The organism is Enterococcus hirae ATCC 9790, assembly GCF_000271405.2.
Taxonomy (GTDB): domain Bacteria; phylum Bacillota; class Bacilli; order Lactobacillales; family Enterococcaceae; genus Enterococcus_B; species Enterococcus_B hirae.
In genome coordinates this window covers 1658550-1677324 of the sequence record NC_018081.1, presented here as the reverse complement: position 1 = coordinate 1677324, position 18775 = coordinate 1658550, and the positions used below count along the sequence as shown (strand labels likewise).

The 18775-nt window shown below is 38.9% G+C and carries 16 protein-coding genes, 1 tRNA gene, 1 pseudogene and 1 riboswitch; of the genes and pseudogenes, 3 read left to right on the top strand and 15 right to left on the bottom strand.

Annotation, left to right across the window (positions count from 1 at the left end; all coding sequences use genetic code 11):
* Positions 1 to 49 precede the first annotated feature (49 nt).
* From atpB to EHR_RS07940, 7 genes and pseudogenes are all read right to left on the bottom strand, one after another.
* Positions 50 to 769, bottom strand: coding sequence for a F0F1 ATP synthase subunit A (atpB, locus tag EHR_RS07970; protein WP_010718600.1), 720 nt, complete (start codon positions 767 to 769; stop codon positions 50 to 52).
* A gap of 300 nt (positions 770 to 1069) precedes the next feature.
* Positions 1070 to 1534 (bottom strand): SsrA-binding protein SmpB, encoded by a 465-nt coding sequence (smpB, locus tag EHR_RS07965; protein WP_010718601.1) that lies wholly within the window; start codon positions 1532 to 1534, stop codon positions 1070 to 1072.
* 39 nt (positions 1535 to 1573) lie between these two features.
* A pseudogene (gene rnr / locus EHR_RS07960) lies at positions 1574 to 3938 on the bottom strand (ribonuclease R).
* A gap of 2 nt (positions 3939 to 3940) precedes the next feature.
* The gene (locus EHR_RS07955; protein ID WP_010737990.1) at positions 3941 to 4690 is read right to left on the bottom strand and encodes an alpha/beta hydrolase; all 750 of its coding nucleotides are present in this window, start codon (positions 4688 to 4690) and stop codon (positions 3941 to 3943) included.
* 220 nt (positions 4691 to 4910) lie between these two features.
* Positions 4911 to 5147 (bottom strand): preprotein translocase subunit SecG, encoded by a 237-nt coding sequence (gene secG, locus EHR_RS07950; RefSeq protein WP_010718604.1) that lies wholly within the window; start codon positions 5145 to 5147, stop codon positions 4911 to 4913.
* A 278-nt stretch (positions 5148 to 5425) separates the two neighbouring features.
* The gene (locus tag EHR_RS07945; protein WP_010718605.1) at positions 5426 to 5701 is read right to left on the bottom strand and encodes a GNAT family N-acetyltransferase; all 276 of its coding nucleotides are present in this window, start codon (positions 5699 to 5701) and stop codon (positions 5426 to 5428) included.
* Between the two features lie 71 nt (positions 5702 to 5772).
* Positions 5773 to 6759, bottom strand: a complete 987-nt coding sequence (locus EHR_RS07940) for an alpha/beta hydrolase (protein ID WP_192924302.1) — start codon at positions 6757 to 6759, stop codon at positions 5773 to 5775.
* A 222-nt stretch (positions 6760 to 6981) separates the two neighbouring features.
* A riboswitch (PreQ1 riboswitch) is annotated at positions 6982 to 7026 on the top strand.
* Positions 7027 to 7049: 23 nt separating this feature from the next.
* On the opposite strand from EHR_RS07940, the gene EHR_RS07935 reads away from it, so the two are divergent.
* Complete coding sequence (locus EHR_RS07935; RefSeq protein ID WP_010737991.1) at positions 7050 to 8024, top strand: nucleoside hydrolase; 975 nt, start codon at positions 7050 to 7052, stop codon at positions 8022 to 8024.
* 5 nt (positions 8025 to 8029) lie between these two features.
* A complete protein-coding gene (locus EHR_RS07930; RefSeq protein ID WP_010737992.1) occupies positions 8030 to 8596 on the top strand; it encodes an ECF transporter S component in 567 nt (188 codons plus the stop codon).
* 168 nt (positions 8597 to 8764) lie between these two features.
* Here EHR_RS07930 and EHR_RS07925 read toward each other — a convergent pair whose 3' ends face one another.
* The 8 genes from EHR_RS07925 to rpoN all read right to left on the bottom strand — a co-directional run bounded on the left by EHR_RS07925 (position 8765) and on the right by rpoN (position 18604).
* Positions 8765 to 9901 carry an ArgE/DapE family deacylase gene (locus EHR_RS07925; RefSeq protein WP_010737993.1) on the bottom strand — a complete coding sequence of 379 codons (1137 nt, stop codon included), beginning with the start codon at positions 9899 to 9901 and terminating at the stop codon, positions 8765 to 8767.
* Positions 9902 to 10073: 172 nt separating this feature from the next.
* Positions 10074 to 11099, bottom strand: a complete 1026-nt coding sequence (locus tag EHR_RS07920) for an alpha/beta hydrolase (protein ID WP_014834511.1) — start codon at positions 11097 to 11099, stop codon at positions 10074 to 10076.
* A 261-nt stretch (positions 11100 to 11360) separates the two neighbouring features.
* Positions 11361 to 12659 carry a phosphopyruvate hydratase gene (gene eno / locus EHR_RS07915; protein ID WP_010718611.1) on the bottom strand — a complete coding sequence of 433 codons (1299 nt, stop codon included), beginning with the start codon at positions 12657 to 12659 and terminating at the stop codon, positions 11361 to 11363.
* A gap of 115 nt (positions 12660 to 12774) precedes the next feature.
* On the bottom strand, positions 12775 to 13530 hold the full coding sequence (gene tpiA / locus EHR_RS07910; protein ID WP_010718612.1) for a triose-phosphate isomerase: 756 nt from the start codon (positions 13528 to 13530) through the stop codon (positions 12775 to 12777).
* Positions 13531 to 13685: 155 nt separating this feature from the next.
* Positions 13686 to 14876 (bottom strand): phosphoglycerate kinase, encoded by a 1191-nt coding sequence (locus EHR_RS07905; protein WP_010737996.1) that lies wholly within the window; start codon positions 14874 to 14876, stop codon positions 13686 to 13688.
* A 110-nt stretch (positions 14877 to 14986) separates the two neighbouring features.
* The gene (gene gap, locus EHR_RS07900; RefSeq protein ID WP_010718614.1) at positions 14987 to 15988 is read right to left on the bottom strand and encodes a type I glyceraldehyde-3-phosphate dehydrogenase; all 1002 of its coding nucleotides are present in this window, start codon (positions 15986 to 15988) and stop codon (positions 14987 to 14989) included.
* 40 nt (positions 15989 to 16028) lie between these two features.
* Entirely contained in the window at positions 16029 to 17120 is a 1092-nt protein-coding gene (locus EHR_RS07895) for a sugar-binding transcriptional regulator (protein WP_172595671.1), read from the bottom strand.
* 152 nt (positions 17121 to 17272) lie between these two features.
* Positions 17273 to 18604, bottom strand: coding sequence for an RNA polymerase factor sigma-54 (rpoN, locus tag EHR_RS07890; RefSeq protein WP_010737997.1), 1332 nt, complete (start codon positions 18602 to 18604; stop codon positions 17273 to 17275).
* A gap of 58 nt (positions 18605 to 18662) precedes the next feature.
* On the opposite strand from rpoN, the gene EHR_RS07885 reads away from it, so the two are divergent.
* A tRNA-Arg gene (locus EHR_RS07885) sits at positions 18663 to 18734 on the top strand.
* The last annotated feature ends 41 nt before the right edge of the window (positions 18735 to 18775 follow it).

Below are 18775 nucleotides of genomic sequence, written 5' to 3'. Positions count from 1 at the left end.
ATTTATTTCCTCCTAAATATAGATAAATAGTAGTTTGTTAAAAACGATGTTACTCTTCTACTTCAATCTTATGGCTCATATATACCATCGATAAAGTGACAAAGACAAATGCTTGGATGCTTCCGATAAACAATGAGAATGCGATCCAGACCATCTCTAAAGGAATTGCTAACGGTAATGAGAACCAACCTAAATTATTCATCATATTGGCAATCAAGGTAAGTAAAACTTCCCCCGCGTAGATATTCCCGTAAAGACGCAAAGCAAGTGTTAATAGGTTCGTAAATTCTTCGATCAGCTTCATTGGAAACATGAAACTATATGGTTTCAAGAACGAATTTACAAAATACCCTTTAAATCCAAGCTTTTTCACCCCGAATAAATGAGTAAGTGTGATCATTATAAATGCCAAAGTTAAAGTAACAAACGGGTCTGCTGTCGGACTTTTCCAAAGTGTTGTTTCGCTAGGTAAGACGATTTTCGTTATTAAACCTATATTATTTGCCACGAAGACAAACAAGAACAATGTAAAAGCCAACAAATGAAAATTATTCAATTCTTTTCTAGGCAGATTATCTGTTACGATCCCTCGGGTAAAGTCAATGACCCATTCCAGCGCATTTTGTTTCCCCGTTGGTTTCATCTTAAGATTTCTTGTAAAGAAGTAAACTAAGAAGAAGACAATCAAACAGGTCAATAACACCATCATACAAACAGTACCATCAAACCAAACCGGTCCAATATGGAACGTTAGCGAGCGTTCATCCAATCCATTTCACCTCTTTTCCCTGAATTTCACATAAAATCAAATTCATGTGTACATCTGGTTTTTCTAAATCGTTTTCTAACCAAACGGTATCATACCACCATGAAACAGAAAATTCAAAACATTTTCATGAAAATCAGACAATTTTTTATTTCAGTCAAAAAAGTTTGCTTTTTCCTAAAAATCATCGTGGCGTTTTACAAGAAAAAACCTGTGATATCATGCTTTATCAGATTAAATGCTAACAAATTTTATCATTAAGTAAACCTAAAAGCACCGAATATGCGAAAAAGGATAATGAAATTATCTAGAGAAATTTTTTAATGTTCGATCAATTTGACGATCCACATCTTTTCGTTTTAGATCTTCTCGCTTGTCATAAGATTTCTTCCCTTTCGCAAGACCAATCAAAACTTTGGCATACCCATCACGAATATATACTTTTAAGGGTACGATCGTGACCCCGGTATTTTTTGTTTCAGTCTCTAGCCGTGAAATCTGTTTTTTGTGTAATAGTAACTTTCTTGTTCGTAACGGATCATGGTTAAAAATATTGCCTTGTTCATAGGGACTGATATGAACATTATGCAAAAATGCTTCACCGTTTCGAATACGGACAAATCCATCTTTCAAATTGATTCGGCTGTTTCGGATCGATTTGATTTCTGTTCCTTGCAGCACCATTCCTGCTTCCATCGTATCGATAATCGAATAATCATGGCGAGCCTTTTTATTTTGGGCGATTAACTTTCCGTCGCCTTTTGGCATATGACATTCCTCCAAACTGGTATTCATAGTGGTTATTGGTTATTTTTTCTTTTTCTTCTTAATTCCCTTATAAAAAGGTTTTTCCCTTTTTTATTAGATGGTCCTTTTCCTTTTTTCCGCTCATTTGAATAGGAATTTTTCTTTCCATTCCGTTCAGTATGAGATTTTGATGAACGTTTTTGATGACGATTAGAAGGACGATTTTTGTTTGACGTTTTTGGACGTTCTAATGGAACGATTTCTTCTGCATCAATCAATTCAAAGTCGATTGCACGTTCTTCCGGGTCTGCTTTGATGACTTTTACCCGCACTTTTTGACCGATTTTAAAAGTTAACCCTGTTCGTTCGCCTACTAATGCTAAATGATTCTCAATAAAGTGGAAATAGTCTTGTTTCAACTCATTGATATGGATCAAACCTTCAATCGTATTGGGTAATTCGATAAACAACCCAAATTTAACAACTGAACTGATGATCCCTTCAAATTCCTCTCCTACTTTATCCATCATGTATTCAGCTTTCTTCATTGCATCTACTTCACGCTCTGCCTCGACCGCACGACGTTCCATCTTCGAACTATGCTCCGCAATTTCGGGTAGCTCATTTTCCCAATAAGTTTGATTTGCTTCACTTGGGTCTTGTCCATACGAGCGAATTAAGCGATGGACGATCAAATCTGGATAACGTCTGATAGGCGAAGTGAAATGCGTATAATATTCCGCAGCTAATCCATAGTGCCCAAAATTATCTTCTGAATAACGTGCTTGTTGCATACTTCTCAACAGCATCGTATTGATAACAGCTGATTCCGGCTTGTCTTCAACGTTTTCAATGACTTTTTGAAGATCTTTAGGTGTGATCGTTCCTTTTGTTCCACGAACGACGATTCCTAGTGCGGAAGCAAAATCAAAGAAACGTTGCATCTTTTCTTCTTTAGGTTGCTCGTGAATCCGATAAATGAATGGAAAGTTGCGTTTATTAAAATGTTCCGCCACCGTTTCATTTGCCGCCAACATGAAAGATTCGATCAACCGTTCGCCTACGCCACGGCTTCGCAATAAGATATCAGTTGGTTGTCCATCTGGTTCTACGAGTATTTTTGCTTCACGGTCTTCAAAAGAAATCGCTCCTCGACGAATCCGCATTTCTTCTAAAATCTGATGTAGCTCTTGCATCTCTTGAAACATCGGCACTAATTGCTGATAACGTTCCATTACCTGCTCATCTTGTTCTTCTAAAATCTGATTGACCGCTGTATAGGTCATTCGTTCCGTCGTTTGGATGACACTTGGGAAAATATCATGAGATACCACCTGACCATTTGGATCAATCTCCATCTCACAACTCATTGTTAGTCTTGGTACGTGAGGATTCAATGAACAAATCCCGTTTGATAATCTTTGTGGGATCATTGGAATGACACGGTCGGTTAAATACACACTCGTTCCTCGTTCGTAAGCTTCACGATCTAACTGGCTTCCTTCGGTCACATAATTGGAAACATCTGCAATGTGTACACCTAAGAAATAATTACCGTTGGCTAATTTTTTCACAGTAACGGCATCATCCAAATCTTTGGCATCTTCTCCGTCAATCGTCACGATCAATTGTTCCCGTAAGTCTCTCCGGCCAACTAGGTCTTTTTCATTAATCGTATCTGGCACTTGATCAGCTTCTGCCAAGACATCATCTGGAAATTTTGTCGGAATCCCGTTTGAGACAACAATCGATAGGATATCCATTCCAGGATCATTTTTATGGCCGATGACTTGTTTGACAATACCTTCTAAACTGGTCGCGTAGTTTTTCTCAGGATAATGGGTCAGCTCAACCATTACGATACTCCCATCAACTGGTCGAATCCCTTCAGCTGCTGCATAAACTTTAAACTGATTCAATTTTTTGTCTTTTGGGATAACCACCCCATAAAGATCCGTTTCACTTATCTCTTCCTCTTTGTAAGCTACAAATTCCCCAGCTAATTGCGTAGTTGCTCGTTTGCGGATCTCAACTACTTTACCTTCTGCTCCACGATCCATCGCAGTATCGGCCGTTTTTATGATATCGATCGCTACCGTATCGCCATCCATGGCATACCCAGTTGCTTCTTTAGGAATATAGATATCATCTTCTTCTGGATCAATCGTCACAAAGCCGAAGCCTCTTTCATTGGCCCGAAACGTTCCTTCGATCAATACTGGTTTTAATGGCAGCTTCACTTTTCCTTTTTTGGTAAAGACCACACTTTGTTCTCGTTCCATTTGAGCGATCGTCTGAACGAGTAGCTTGAAATCTTCACTTTTTTGCAAGCCCAATCCTTGGGCGATTTCTTCCATTGAAAAGCTTTTTTTGCGCTCGCTCTCAATAAAAAAATAATTTTTTCTTTCAATGTTTCTTTTGTCATTTTCATTCCTCATTCCAAGGTAAATTCTCTAGAAACTCCAACACATCTTTTTCCAGTAATTTTCTAGACTCTCCAACGGTGATCACATGTTTGCTGTTGGGATACCATTGAAGGGTCACTCTTTTATCGGCTAATTTTTTTGCTATTTCGTAGACTCCAGCTGGATCAATCATTTCATCTTGACCGGCTTGGGCTAAAAAAACAGGTGCTTGGATGTCACTAAGTTTTCCTTCTGTAATTGCTGCTTGGTTTTGTATCTCTGCTAATTGCTGATAAACATTTGGTCGAAGCGCAGCGACAGTTTCTTCGATTTCCTGTTCAGATTCCCCTGCAAGTTTTAGCACATAACGTTCATATCGCTCAAAATTTTCTGGTACATGATTTTCAACTGGTGAAATCGGTGAGCAGAAACATCCGCCACCAATGATCTCTGACTGTTCTGCTAATGCTCGAACAGCGAAGATTCCTCCCATTGATAATCCAAAAACGGCAACTTGGGAAAAACCTTCTGCTTTTAAAAAGTGGATGGCTTGTTTCGTATCTTCCCACCATGTTTCCGTTTTTTGCGCTAAAATGTCTTGTGGAGCTAGCGTTCCATGTCCAGTAAATAATGGAGCATAGACAGTATATTCTGACTTTTCCAAATATCGAGCCAGCATGCGCACATCATTCGGACTTCCAGAATAGGCATGTAAGAGTAGCACAGCTCTCTTACTATGTTTTGCATAAAGGGGTTTTGGTAGACTTTTCATTAGGTTCACCTCGTTCTTCTCATTTTAACATAGATTGGCGATCCCTTAGGACAAAACCGCTCTTTTGGCAAATAAAAAAGAGCCGCGACGTCAATCACTGCTCTGCATGAAAGGAATTCTTTTTTCGCTCATTCAAATCAACTACTTAAAAAATTAAGCCGAAATTTTTTGAACGAAAAAAAGATTCATAATTATTTCGACTAATCGTTAAATCAACTTTTTATTTAGAAGATAAAAAGGCTAGTACAAATAATAAAATCATCCAAATGGCACCCATTACCGCTGTCGAACGTTGCATGACTGCTTCAAAACCACGTGCTTTTTGTTTACCGAATAATTGATCCGCTCCGCCAGTAAATGCACTTGCTGCACTGTTTTGTTTACTTGGTTGCATCATGATTGCAATGACCATTACAATCGATAACACGATCACGATTCCTAAAATTACATTATACATTAAGCAGCCTCCTTTCCGTAAAATATCATCTATTTTACTTTATCATAAAAAAAAACTCTGACAACCTTCTCTTGCGAATGGGGCTCCAATTTTAGATAACATTTAGTATTAGTACTTATTCATGGGCAAAGACTGAAAAGACGAAAAAACCGAAAGAATAACACCGCTGATAGCCGGTTGCTACAATTTCGGTTTCTCTAATTTAAAAAAAGTTCATTTAGCGGATAGATCCACTTTTTGTCATTTCATTCATTGACGATCGTACGAAAACGAGTCGATTATTTACGAAGCACATCTTGATATTCAGGTTTTCTTTCAAATTCTTTCTTCGCATATGGACACAATGGAATAATTTTTTTACCTTCTCTTCGAGCTAGTTCTACGCCATTAAGCACTAATTTTTCTGCTAATTTTTGTCCACGATACTCTGGTTCTACAAATGTATGATCAATGATCATGATGTCTGGTCCTGCATCCGACCAAGTCATTTCCCCGATTTCTTTTGCTTCATCATTCAATAATACGAAACGATTTTTTTCTTCTTTGATTTCCATTTTCGCCACTCCCCGTATTGACCAAATAATTTGTTCTCCTTGATTCTAACAGTCTAGTTCTCAGCAAACAATTATTTATACTCGGAATAACCTGATTCTCTCCAATCGATTCGCTGTTCGATAAATGAGAAAACAACCGTCCAATATTTGGTGGGATCTTTCACGGCTGCTTCTAAATGTTGAGCTTCTGGGATCAGAAAAAGATCATTTTCACCAGCTGTCGCATTTTGGATCGTATAAGCGGCACTGACTGGAACGAACTGATCCTCTTCCCCATGAATGATCAATACTGGCAGATGGTTACTGCCCAACTGACGGGTTGCTGACGCCTGTTTCAAAGAATAACCAGCATATTTCTTTGCATAGCGATTTGCATGGCGCATGATCATCTTTTTAGGAAGAAAGGTTAGTTTGCTCAACATGTAGCGAAACTCCGCATAGACGGAAACAAACCCGCTATCCAGGATAAACCCTCGAACTGCAGGAGGTAGTTTTTCCCCACTAGCCATCATGATAGCAGAGGCACCCATTGAACTCCCATGTAAAATAATGTTAGCATCTGGCTGCATCTGTAAAATATAGTTGATCCAGATAATCAAGTCTAAACGATCCAACCACCCCATCCCGATAATTTCTCCTTCACTCTTGCCGTGAGCACGCAAATCAGGAATCAAGACGTTAAACCCTGCTTCTGCATATTTCTTTCCAATATAAGACATATCTGTTTTCCCATCACTTCGATAGTCATGGACACAAACAACCCATTTTTTGTTGGGAGAGGAACTTTGAAAGATTCGTCCTAATAGTTTTAACCCATCATGACTTTTGACTTCGATTTCTTTGCCTTTATTCCAAAAGCCCTCAGCTTCTGTTTCCGCAAGTTGCCGTTGCTTTTCCACGATCGTAAAAGCCGATGGGTCCATCAACTGATGACCAGTTTTCTCATACCAATCATATCCTCTTTGTAAACCCGATTGAATTAATTTTTGCGCATAGTAAGAAGAAAGTCCACGATAAATGACTGCGCCTAAAATGAGAACTATAAGAATAAGATACATGACAATCACTTATCTTCCCCGCTTTCCATAAATATTTTTTCTATTATCAATCCGTATAGCCTTCTATTCCATTGTACCATTTTCTAAAAAAACTGCTCAAGTTTTCACCCTAGGCTTCATTGAAATTTAAAACCGATCAAATAGGAATAAAAAATAAGATAACATTTACATTTTATTTAAAAGCCAGTATACTGATTCCGTGCATTTTAATCAAGGAGTATCCTTGGACTGGTTCGGAAACTTCCCAGAATAAAAAACTAAGTATCTCTACAGAAAGGAGATTGGAAATAATGCGAAAAGTAATTATTGACTGCGATCCTGGAATCGATGACACTTTAGCATTGATGTTAGCCATCAAGTCCCCCGAAATCGAGGTGGTTGCGATCACGACGGTCTGCGGTAATGTACCTGTGACGATCGGTAGCCAAAATGTTTTCAAATGTTTGAAACGTTGCGGACGCTTAGACATCCCCGTCTATCAAGGGCAAACACAACCGTTGAAACAGCCGTTTATTAGCGCACAAGACACTCATGGGATGGACGGATTAGGCGAGACAAACTTTGCTCAAGTACAAGAAAAACAAATAGAAGAAAAATCAGCAGTCGATTTTTTGGCGGAATACTTTTCTAAAGAAACAAACACCTCGATCATTGCACTTGGCCCTTTGACCAATATTGCTCGTGCTTTGATGAAAAATCCACATTTAGGGAAACATTTCGAGCGATTTATTTCAATGGGTGGCACCTACAAAAGCCACGGAAACTGTTCACCAGTTGCTGAGTACAATTATTGGTGCGATCCTGATGCAGCTGCCTTTGTGTTTGAAAATTTAGGGAACACGATTGAAATGGTCGGTTTAGATGTTACGAGAGAAATCGTTTTGACACCTACCTTATTAGAATATTGTTGTCAGCTCAATCCTGAAGAAGGAGAATTTCTAAAAGCGATCACTCGTTTTTATTTCGATTTTCACTGGCAACAAGAAAGAATCCTAGGGTGCGTCATCAATGATCCTCTGGCCGTTGCCTACTTTATCGACGAAAGCATTTGTCAGGGATTTACTAGTTATACCGCTGTTGAAACGCAAGGAATCAGCCGTGGGCAAACACTAGTCGATCGCTTTGATTTTTGGCAAAAAGCACCAAACAGCACCATTATGACAGAAGTTGATACTCATCTATTTTTTCGGAAGTTTTTGACCGTTCTTTTAAATGCACAAGAAGAAACGATTAAAAAAGATCTGGAAAAATTAAAGATGGGATGAAAAACATGCGCAAAAAAAGAATCACCACACAGACGATTACGATCGTCGCTTTATGTATCGGAATCAATTATATCGGCGGAACCATTGCATTATGGCTACGATTACCGATCTATCTTGATTCGATCGGTACCATATTCGCTGGGACTTTGTTAGGTCCGGTATTTGGGTTACTCACTGGCTTAGCCAGCGGGGTATTAAGTGGTGTTACCACCGATATCTTCTCGTTGTATTATTCACCTGTTCAAATGGTAACAGGTTTACTTGCTGGAGTGATTTTCCATCAACGATTCACTCGAAGTAAGAACCGCTGGACCTTAGTTTTCTGGGCGCTTGTCTTATCACTGCCTGGAACCATCCTTTCTTCCCTAATCACTGTAAAACTCTTTGGGGGAGTCACTTCTTCTGGTTCAAGCATGATCGTTCAGTTCCTCCATGGAATTGGGTTCAATCAAACAATGAGCGTGATTCTCGTTCAAGCGGGTACCGATTACCTCGACCGCCTGCTCTCAGTAGTCGTCGTCACCCTTGTCGTCTTGGCATTGCCGAAAAGGGTTGTGAACAGAGCGATTTGAGCTGCGTAGTTGTGATGAGCTGGAGTAAATACACGTGCGAATAGAAGTCGGTTACTTCAATTAGTAAATCAAAAAAAAACGCAAAACATGAAAATTTGTTTTGCTTTTTTTTGATTTAATTGAAGGATCTACTTTGTACTTTTTTGTACTTTGAACCAAAATAGGCTGTTATGCTAAATAAGACAAGATGATTGCTTGATATGTGTCAATCATATCCAAGTAATTATCGATTTCTACATATTCGTCTATTTGATGAGGCAAGTTTACGACTCCGGGACCGAATACCACAAAATCGAAGGAGTGAGCGGATTTAGTAAATTCAGCTGCATCTGTCGTTGCTGCTGCACCTACTAGGGGCAATGGTTGCTTGAACTGTTTTTGAATATGGTGGATCAACGAAGAATCAGGATTTGCTTTCACAGGAATCTTATTGTAGTCGATCGTCAATTCTAAGTGATAGTTCGTTCCTTCATTCAATTCATCCACGATCTTTTGCAATAAATCAATGATTTGATCGTTTGGAAATTCAGGGATTGAGCGGATATTTCCTTGTAATTGCGCCTGACTTGGAATACTGTTGACTTGATTTCCTCCGTTGATCACTGTAACGTTATGAATCGTTTTTCCTAACGCTGAATTTTGGAAATCATTCGCTAAAGCATCCATTTGCTCGTTTGCACGCGTAATAAATTCATTTAAATGGTTGATCGCATTGTAGCCTTCTTGAGGCATTGAGCTGTGAGCTTCTTTACCATGAGAAACAACGGTATAGTTAATTGAACCCATGTGAGTATACATCAAATGGTAATTGGTAGGTTCCCCAATGATCAGTCCGTCTAAATCGTCGACATAACCTGCTTTTGTCAGTTGTTCACTACCTAATTCTCCGACTTCTTCCCCTACTGTCGCTAATAATTTGATTGTCCCATTAAACGGTTTGCCAGACTCTTTCAATTCAATCATCGCAATCACCATAGCGGCTAGCCCGCTTTTCATATCGGTAGCACCACGACCATACAAACGATTGCCTTTTATTTCTGCTGCAAAAGGCGGATAGGTCCAATTCGATTCGTCTCCTGCAGACACAACATCCATGTGACCAGACAAACCTAATACTCTTCCTTGACCATTGTGATACGTCGCCACCAAGTTATCACGCCCCTCAGTGTGAGAAATGATTTCTCCTTGGATTCCATGTTGATTCAATAATTGATTTAAGTAGGCGGCTACTTCCCCTTCGTTCCCATTCACTGACTTGATTCGGATCAGTTCTTGTAAAATAGCTATTTTTTCTTCATTTCCCATCCTGTCCCACACTCCTACTGTTTCTTTCTATTTTACTGAAACAGTGTGTCATTTTCAATCATTCATCCATTCTCAGTCGATTAGCTAGCAGCAGCCATTGACACTCCTATGTCTAAAGACATCGAAGCACCCCAAAATAGAAGGAGCTATTTCGGGATGCTTCGGCAATTCGTTATTGAGCTGTTGTAGATCGAAAACAGTTTTCAATGAACCGCTCCGTTTTCTCATAACAAGTTTTTGATTCTGGCAATGTATAATTAAATTGATATTCATGACTGATTTCTTTTTTCTGGTCTTTATAAAATAGTTCGTCTACAGGAACGTCTAACTCTTTTAATTTATTTGCGAAAGCAATCCCTTGATCTTGAAATGAATACGCATTTCCATCTGTGATATACGTAGGCGGAAAGTCTTTTGAAACTTGATCAACTAAACTGGCTTGATATAAGCGTTCGTCTGTTTGCCAATCTTTCGTTCCAATCAAAGACCAAGCTACCGTTTTAACGAAGAAATGCATCAATCGATCACTCGATTGCTGTTTTGCTGTTTGTTGCAAGTCAACTGGCCCACAGTAAGAAATGGCCCCTTTGATCGCCGATGGATCGATTATTTGGTTCATCTTCATTTCTTTTGCATACTGCTGATTTGTTTGGATAGTGACATACTGTAAGGCAATCTGAGCGCCTGCACTGTCACCACCAAAAATCAGCTTCGAAAGATCCAACTTCTGATTGTTCTCTTTTTTTAATTGTTGGACTAATTCATTGACTTGGACTACTTGATTGGGATACTGAGAACTAGGTGCCGGCTCATAGTTCATAGCAACAACTGCGATGTGCGCATCTGAAGCTAATTTTGTTGCAAATTCTTTTACTCCTACTTTATCTCCACTCACATAACCTCCACCGTGAACCCAGATCAACGTTGGCAATGGTGCTTCACTATCTTTAGGAGAATAGATATCATAGTTGTTTTTTTTGAATTGCGACTGATAAGAACGATCGGCGAGCAAACTAGTGGTTGCTTTTGCTTGTTCATACGTTTCTTTATCTGTGATCGTTACAGCGTCGCTAAACAGATGTCGGATCACATAAGCACCTGGTCTTGGCGAAACTTGAAAAGCGATCACGACCAGTAAAATGATACTTAGGATCAAAATACCAAACCATTTTAATCCCTTAAAGATTTTTTCTTTCATTCACTTTCCCCATTATTCTGTTTTTTGCTTTTATCGTAATATTTTAGCAATAATTAAATCGTTTGTAAACGTGACAAAAAACGATTATGTAATTCAGTTTTTGTTAGGATAATCTCTAAATTTTTTTCTGCAAAAAAAGACCTTTCTCCTATCTTCAAGATAAGAGAAAGGTACTTTTTAATAACTTAAGAATGAAGTAGACCAGCGCAGCTACATAATCGACGCTCCGCTATCCGTCGTACTTACTTGATCGTCCTAAAATTATTTGTTTTTTAAGTTGTAGAAAGATTTCAAACCTTTGTATTCAGCAACTTCGCCTAATTGGTCTTCGATACGTAGTAATTGGTTGTATTTAGCAATACGGTCAGTACGTGATAGAGAACCAGTTTTGATTTGACCAGCGTTTGTTGCAACAGCAATATCAGAGATTGTTGAATCTTCTGTTTCACCTGAACGGTGAGAAACAACTGCTGTGTAGCCAGCTTCTTTAGCCATTTCGATTGCTTCAAAAGTTTCTGTCAAAGTACCGATTTGGTTAACTTTGATTAGGATTGAGTTAGCGATTCCTTTTTCAATACCTTCAGATAATTTTTGAGTGTTTGTTACGAACAAGTCGTCACCAACTAATTGAACTTTGTCGCCTAATACGTCAGTTAATTTCTTGAATCCGTCCCAGTCGTTTTCGTCTAATCCGTCTTCGATTGAGATGATTGGATATTTAGAAACTAATTCTTCGTAGAATTTGATCATTTCGTCAGTTGTTTTTTCGCCTTCGCCTGAATCAGCTAATACGTAAACACCTTTTTCTTTGTCGTAGAATTCTGAAGAAGCAGCATCCATAGCAAGAACAACGTCTTTACCAGGTACATAGCCAGCTTTTTCGATTGCTTCGATGATTACTTCAAAACCTTCTTCGTTTGAACCAAGGTTAGGAGCGAATCCACCTTCGTCACCAACAGAAGTAGCTAATCCACGAGATTTCAAGATTGCTGCTAATGCGTGGAATACTTCAGCACCCATACGTAGAGCTTCTTTGAATGTTGGAGCGCCAACAGGCATGATCATGAATTCTTGGAAGTCGATTGAGTTATCCGCATGTGATCCACCGTTGATGATGTTCATCATTGGAGTTGGTAAAACTTTTGTATTGAATCCGCCTAGGTAGTGGTATAAAGGTACTTCTAGGTAGTCAGCAGCTGCACGAGCAACAGCGATAGATACACCTAAAATTGCGTTCGCACCTAATTTACCTTTGTTAGGAGTTCCGTCTAAAGCGATCATAGCTTTATCGATTGCCATTTGGTCACGTACATCGTAGCCAATGATTGCTTCAGCAATGATGTTGTTTACGTTGTCAACAGCTTTAGTTACACCTTTACCGCCATAACGAGCTTTGTCTCCATCACGTAATTCAACGGCTTCGTATTCACCAGTTGAAGCACCTGAAGGAACCATTCCACGGCCAAAAGCTCCGCTTTCTGTGTATACTTCTACTTCGATTGTTGGGTTACCGCGTGAGTCTAAGATCTCGCGAGCGTAAACATCAGTAATAATTGACATGTTTTGTCTCTCCTTTGAGTTTGTTTTTTCCTAAGGGATTTCCCTCATATACGATTTTAGTTAATTTTAGGCGTTAGTGCAAACATTTCTTGCATTTTTCGCAAATTTTCACTAATTATTTTACAGCGTCTAATAATGCTAAGAATGAATCAGCTTGTAAGCTTGCGCCACCAACTAATGCTCCGTCAACATTTTCTTTCGCCATATATTCAGCAATGTTTTCTGGTTTTACAGAACCACCGTATTGGATACGTACTGCATCAGATACTTCCTTGCCGTATAATTTTTCAACTGTTTGACGTACAACGCCACAGATTTCGTCAGCAATTTGTGCATCAGCTGATTTACCAGTACCGATTGCCCAAATTGGTTCGTAAGCAATAACCATGTTGCTTACTTGGCCATCTGTCAATCCTTCAAGACCAGCAGTGATTTGTCCTTCGATCCATTCAGCTGTTTTTCCAGCTTCGTAAGTTTCTAAAGATTCACCACAGCAAAGAATTGGGATCATGCCGTTTGCAAAGATAGCTTTCGCTTTTTTGTTGATGTCTTCATCTGTTTCATGGAAGTATTCACGACGTTCTGAATGTCCGATGATCACATAGTCCACACCTAAGTCTGCTAAAGCAGCTGGTGAAGTTTCACCTGTGAATGCACCTGAGTTTTCCCAGTAGCAGTTTTGTGCTGAGATTTTTAATTCTGTTCCTTCAGCTGAAGCCATTAGTTCTTGTAAGAACAAAGCAGGTGATCCGATAACAGAATCAACTTTTTCATTTGAAGGGATGTTGTTTTTTACTGCTTCAGCAAATTCTTTTGCTTCAGATGCAGTTTTGTTCATTTTCCAGTTACCAGCGATAATTGGTTTACGCATGACAGTATGCACTCCTTTAAAATTATGAGTCGTGGAACTCTCCTCCACGTATAAAAAGAAAAAGCTGCTTTTTGGTTAAGTTTATTTGAGTTTGAATCAATTCACCGTTGCAAAAAGCAGCTGTCTTCATCTAAATCAGATACAACGAACGATGCTTATTTATCGTTGATTGCAGCTAAACCAGGTAGTTCTTTACCTTCTAGTAATTCTAAGCTTGCGCCGCCACCTGTTGAGATATGTGTGAATTTGTCAGCAAAACCTAATTGTTCTGCAGCTGCTGCTGAGTCACCACCACCGATGATTGTTGTTGCATCTTCAAGGTTAGCGATTGCTTCACAAACACCGATTGTACCTTTAGCAAAGTTACTCATTTCGAACACACCCATTGGTCCGTTCCAAACAACTGTTTTTGCACCTTGTAATGTATCAGCAAATAATTTCACTGACGCAGGGCCGATGTCTAAAGCCATCAATCCTTCAGGGATATCGCCTTCGATTACTTGTGTTTCAACATCGTTTGAGAACTCTGGAGCACAAACGTTATCGATTGGCAAGACTAATTTGTCGCCAGCTTTTTCGATCAATTCTTTTGCTAATTCAACTTTATCAGCTTCTACTAAAGAGTTACCGATTTTGATTCCTTTAGCTTCGTAGAATGTGTAAGTCATTCCGCCACCGATCAAGATTTTATCTGCTTTAGGAATCAAGTTTTCGATTACACCGATTTTATCAGAAACTTTTGCGCCACCTAAGATTGCGATCATAGGGCGTTTTGGTTCTTCAACGGCTTCACCGATAAATTTGATTTCTTTTTCCATCAAGAATCCAGCAACTGTTGGGATACCAGTTGAAGCAATTCCGACGTTTGAAGCATGCGCACGGTGAGCTGTACCGAAAGCATCATTGACAAATACATCACCTAATGAAGCCCAGTATTTACCTAGGTCTGCATCATTTTTGCTTTCTTTTTTGCCATCAATGTCTTCAAAACGAGTGTTTTCAAAAACAACCACGTCGCCATCTTTCATGCCATTGATTGCTGCTTCTAATTCTGCACCACGAGTTTCAGAAACGAAAGTTACTTCTTTTCCTAATAGTTCGCCTAAACGTTTTGCAACTGGAGCTAAAGATTTACCTTCTTTATCTTCTTCCGTTTTTACACGTCCTAAGTGAGAGAAAAGAATTGCTTTTCCGCCTTGTTCTAATACGTAGTTGATTGTTGGTAATGCTGCTTTGATACGTGTGTCATCTGTGATCACGCCATCTTTCAAAGGAACATTAAAGTCAACACGGACAAGAACTTTTTTATCTTTTAAATCAATATCTTTCACTGTTTTCTTAGCCATTTTATTTCCTCCTAAATAAACTTACTATCAAAAAAAGCGGAAGAAGCGCGATTGCTTCCCCGCTTTTAAGTGTACATGCTTATAAATTACACTTGTACGTTTGGTCTATCTTATAAGTTAGCGAAGTATTCTAAAGTACGTACTAATTGTGCAGTGTAAGACATTTCGTTGTCATACCAAGCAACAGTTTTAACTAATTGTTTGTCGCCAACAGTCATTACTTTAGTTTGTGTAGCGTCAAATAATGAACCGAAAGTCATACCAACGATATCAGAAGAAACGATTTCGTCTGTGTTGTATCCGTAAGATTCGTTTGAAGCTTCTTTCATTGCTGCGTTGATTTCGTCAACAGTTACTTCTTTTTCAAGAACTGTAACTAATTCAGTTAATGAACCTGTTGGTACAGGAACACGTTGAGCAGCTCCGTCTAATTTACCGTTCAATTCAGGGATTACTAAACCGATAGCTTTAGCAGCACCTGTTGAGTTAGGAACGATGTTTGCAGCAGCAGCGCGTGCACGGCGGAAGTCACCTTTAGGATGAGGTCCGTCTAGAGTCATTTGGTCACCTGTGTAAGCGTGGATAGTTGTCATTAATCCTTCAACAACACCAAATTTGTCGTTTAATGTTTTAGCCATAGGAGCTAAACAGTTAGTAGTACATGAAGCACCTGAGATAACTGTTTCTTTACCAGTTAATGTTTCGTGGTTTGTGTTATAAACGATTGTTGGAACGTCATTTCCACCAGGAGCTGAGATAACAACACGTTTAGCACCAGCTGTTAAATGTTTTTCAGCAGCTGCTTTTGAAGTGAAGAAACCAGTACATTCTAGAACGATGTCAACACCTAGTTCGCCCCAAGGTAATTCTTCAGGGTTACGGTTAGCTAAAACTTTAACTTCTTTTCCGTTAACGTTGAATGAACCTTCGTGAACTTCAACTGTTCCGTTGAAACGTCCTTGAGTTGTGTCATATTTTAACAAGTGTGCTAACATTTTAGCATCTGTTAAGTCGTTGATTGCTACTACTTCGATTCCATCTACATCTTGGATACGACGGAATGCTAGACGTCCGATACGTCCAAAACCATTAATACCTACTTTAACTGTCATTTAAGATTTCCTCCTTATGAAAATCAAAAAAATATTTATTTTAAAGGGATACCCCTTTTAAAATCTCTTTTGCTGCAGCTTCATCAGTGATGAGCCACGTTTGTTTTGGTGCATTTTTCATATAGGCGCGAATCGCTTTTGCTTTTGACTTTCCCCCAGCAATCGCAAGAATGATGGGTACATTTGCCAAATCTTTCAATTCGATTCCGATGCGAGGAACTTTATATACGACTTCGCCATTTTCATTGAAAAAATAGCCGAAAGATTCCGCCACCGCATTCGCCTGTTTCAGCATGACTAATTCCTTTTCAGTCATTTTTCGACGTGCTGCCATATGGAGTGCGCGTCCAATACTATGAATAACACAATTTGCCTGACTAATCAAGTTTAACACTTCTTGAATAGAGGGTTCATTGAGCAAGGAATTGTACGTTGCTAAACTTAATTGTTCTGGAACATACAATGCACGATGATTTCCACTTGCTTTTGTAGCCATTCTAGCACTTACGGAATTGGCTTGTACAGTCACAGCCTCTCCGATACCACCACGAGCTGGCACAAATAGATTATGTCGCTGATTGTTTTCCAAATTTGTCAGTTGTTCAGCTACTACAGCCATCGTTGTTCCCCCCATTACAGCAATGATATTATTGCCCTCCGGTAGTAACAAATCTAAAGCTTCATTTAATGCTTCACCAAAAGCATCCGCCACTTTAGGCTGTTCTTCACTGTTTCCTGATACCACGATACAACGTTGATTCCCAAAATACTCAGCCAGTTTTTTTTCTGTCTGATGCATTCCTAAAAGTTGATCCATGAAGTTCTCAAGGCTTTGATAAACTTCTTCTCCTTTTTTGGTCAAAGTCATACCGCTTTTAGAGGTGTTGATCAAATCTAACTGTTTCAATAGATCTGTTTCTGTTCGTAATACGCGTTCTGTGATGCCCATACTCTCTGATAAACTACGACGACCTATTGGCTGCATCCAATAAATATTACGTAAAATTTTATATCTTTCCTGTAAAACCTCGATAATATCCGGTGCAACAGATTCAATCATTTTCAATTCATCAAGCATAGCGATCTCCTTAGTTGGACGATATTTGTCCAATGTAGACTCAAAACGACCCATGTACGATAAAAAAAGAAAAGCGACTTTCCTACTACTAAGTATTTAAAAGGAAAATCTCAACCTCACGAATGTAAGTCTAACAGTTTTACCCGTTTTTTTCAATAAAAAAAGACTAGAAAAAACTTTTCATTTTTTTCTAGTCGAGATTCACATTATCTATCATAACGTTTTCTTTTCGATGAACTTGGGATTCCCAGCAGGTCACGATATTTTGCAACCGTCCTTCTTGAAATCAATATTTCATCTTTTTTTAATAATTCTACGATCTTTTGATCAGAAAGTGGTTTGATTTTGTCTTCTTGATCCACAAGTTCTTGGATTTTCTTTTGTGCAGTATCAGCTGAGAGATCGGTCTCAGTATCTGTCCCACTTTGCTGTAGTCTAGTTGTAAAGAATTTCTTAAGCTCGAAAACCCCAAATTCAGTTTCCAGGTATTTTCCATTGACGGCACGGCTGACAGTGGATTCATGTACTTCCAACTCTTTTGCCACTTCTTTTAATGTCAGCGGTTTAATTGGTCTTTCTTTATTTGTGAAAAAGGCTTGTTGATGGGAAACAATGATTTGAGCCACCCGTAAAATCGTATCCCCTCGTTGTAGAATCGTTTTTTTCAACCAGTCAAATTCTTGTTTCCGTTCTTTCAAGTACGCTTGCGTTTCTTTGTCTGCTCTTTTAAGCATCTGATTAAAATAATGTTCTTGGAAACGAACGTCTGGTTGATTTCCTCGTCTAGAGAGGACAGACACTTTTTGGTCCTTATCAACCATCACTTTGACATCAGGAATGATATATAATTCACTGCTTCGATCAAAAATTCGGCCAGGGCTTGGGCTAAGTGTTTGGATGTAATCAAAGATTCGTTGTACTTCACTAAGTTCGATTGAAAAGCGTTGAGCGATCTCTTTCCATTTGCGATTAACCAGCAACTCAAAACACTCTTCCAAAACGATATACGCTAACTCTGGTGCAAAGTCATCTCTTTCCGTTTGTAACATCAAACACTCTTGTAAACTTCGTGCCCCCACACCTGCTGGTTCAAGTTGTTGGACCAGCGTCAGTGCATCAAGGATCTCAATCGAAGTTGCATTTGTTTGTTCTTGTGCCTCTTTTAAATCAATCGTCAAAAATCCATTTAAATCAATGTACTCGACTAAATAAAGAACTAACTGACGTAAGAAGGTCTGCCGATAGTTCAAATGGATCTGTTCGATCAATGATTCAAATAAGGAAACACTGGTATCGGGAATTTGATTTAAGTAGTTGGTTTCTTCATTATCATTGGCTGATCTGATCTTCTGATAGTCAGATTGCCATTCTGGTTCCACTACTTCTATCAATGGATTTTCTAATGCTTGATTTTCAACAAATGCCAAGAGCTCTTCACTGTTATATTGCAATACCTGGATGGACTGTTGCAGATGTTGTGTCATGGCTAATTTTTGTGTTTGCTGTTGTTTTTGTGAAAAGTTTTGTTGAAATTTCATTTTTTTGTCCATTCCCCTTGTAATTTTTTTTAGTTTCGTTACAATTGTGTCTGTACTTGCGTCCTTAGTGTAGTGGATATCACGTAAGATTCCGGTTCTTGAGACGGGGGTTCGATTCCCTCAGGACGCGTCTATTGCTATCTTAGCATATTTGGGAATGTTTTGCTTTCT

Excerpts from the sequence above, each read along its gene's own strand:
- smpB (WP_010718601.1), bottom strand. The coding sequence starts at position 1,534 with ATGCCAAAAGGCGACGGAAAGTTAATCGCCCAAAATAAAAAGGCTCGC.
- EHR_RS07955 (WP_010737990.1), bottom strand. The coding sequence starts at position 4,690 with ATGAAAAGTCTACCAAAACCCCTTTATGCAAAACATAGTAAGAGAGCT.
- secG (WP_010718604.1), bottom strand. The coding sequence starts at position 5,147 with ATGTATAATGTAATTTTAGGAATCGTGATCGTGTTATCGATTGTAATG.
- EHR_RS07945 (WP_010718605.1), bottom strand. The coding sequence starts at position 5,701 with ATGGAAATCAAAGAAGAAAAAAATCGTTTCGTATTATTGAATGATGAA.
- EHR_RS07940 (WP_192924302.1), bottom strand. The coding sequence starts at position 6,759 with ATGTATCTTATTCTTATAGTTCTCATTTTAGGCGCAGTCATTTATCGT.
- EHR_RS07935 (WP_010737991.1), top strand. The coding sequence starts at position 7,050 with ATGCGAAAAGTAATTATTGACTGCGATCCTGGAATCGATGACACTTTA.
- EHR_RS07930 (WP_010737992.1), top strand. The coding sequence starts at position 8,030 with ATGCGCAAAAAAAGAATCACCACACAGACGATTACGATCGTCGCTTTA.
- EHR_RS07925 (WP_010737993.1), bottom strand. The coding sequence starts at position 9,901 with ATGGGAAATGAAGAAAAAATAGCTATTTTACAAGAACTGATCCGAATC.
- EHR_RS07920 (WP_014834511.1), bottom strand. The coding sequence starts at position 11,099 with ATGAAAGAAAAAATCTTTAAGGGATTAAAATGGTTTGGTATTTTGATC.
- eno (WP_010718611.1), bottom strand. The coding sequence starts at position 12,659 with ATGTCAATTATTACTGATGTTTACGCTCGCGAGATCTTAGACTCACGC.
- tpiA (WP_010718612.1), bottom strand. The coding sequence starts at position 13,530 with ATGCGTAAACCAATTATCGCTGGTAACTGGAAAATGAACAAAACTGCA.
- EHR_RS07905 (WP_010737996.1), bottom strand. The coding sequence starts at position 14,876 with ATGGCTAAGAAAACAGTGAAAGATATTGATTTAAAAGATAAAAAAGTT.
- gap (WP_010718614.1), bottom strand. The coding sequence starts at position 15,988 with ATGACAGTTAAAGTAGGTATTAATGGTTTTGGACGTATCGGACGTCTA.
- EHR_RS07895 (WP_172595671.1), bottom strand. The coding sequence starts at position 17,120 with ATGGGTCGTTTTGAGTCTACATTGGACAAATATCGTCCAACTAAGGAG.
- rpoN (WP_010737997.1), bottom strand. The coding sequence starts at position 18,604 with ATGAAATTTCAACAAAACTTTTCACAAAAACAACAGCAAACACAAAAA.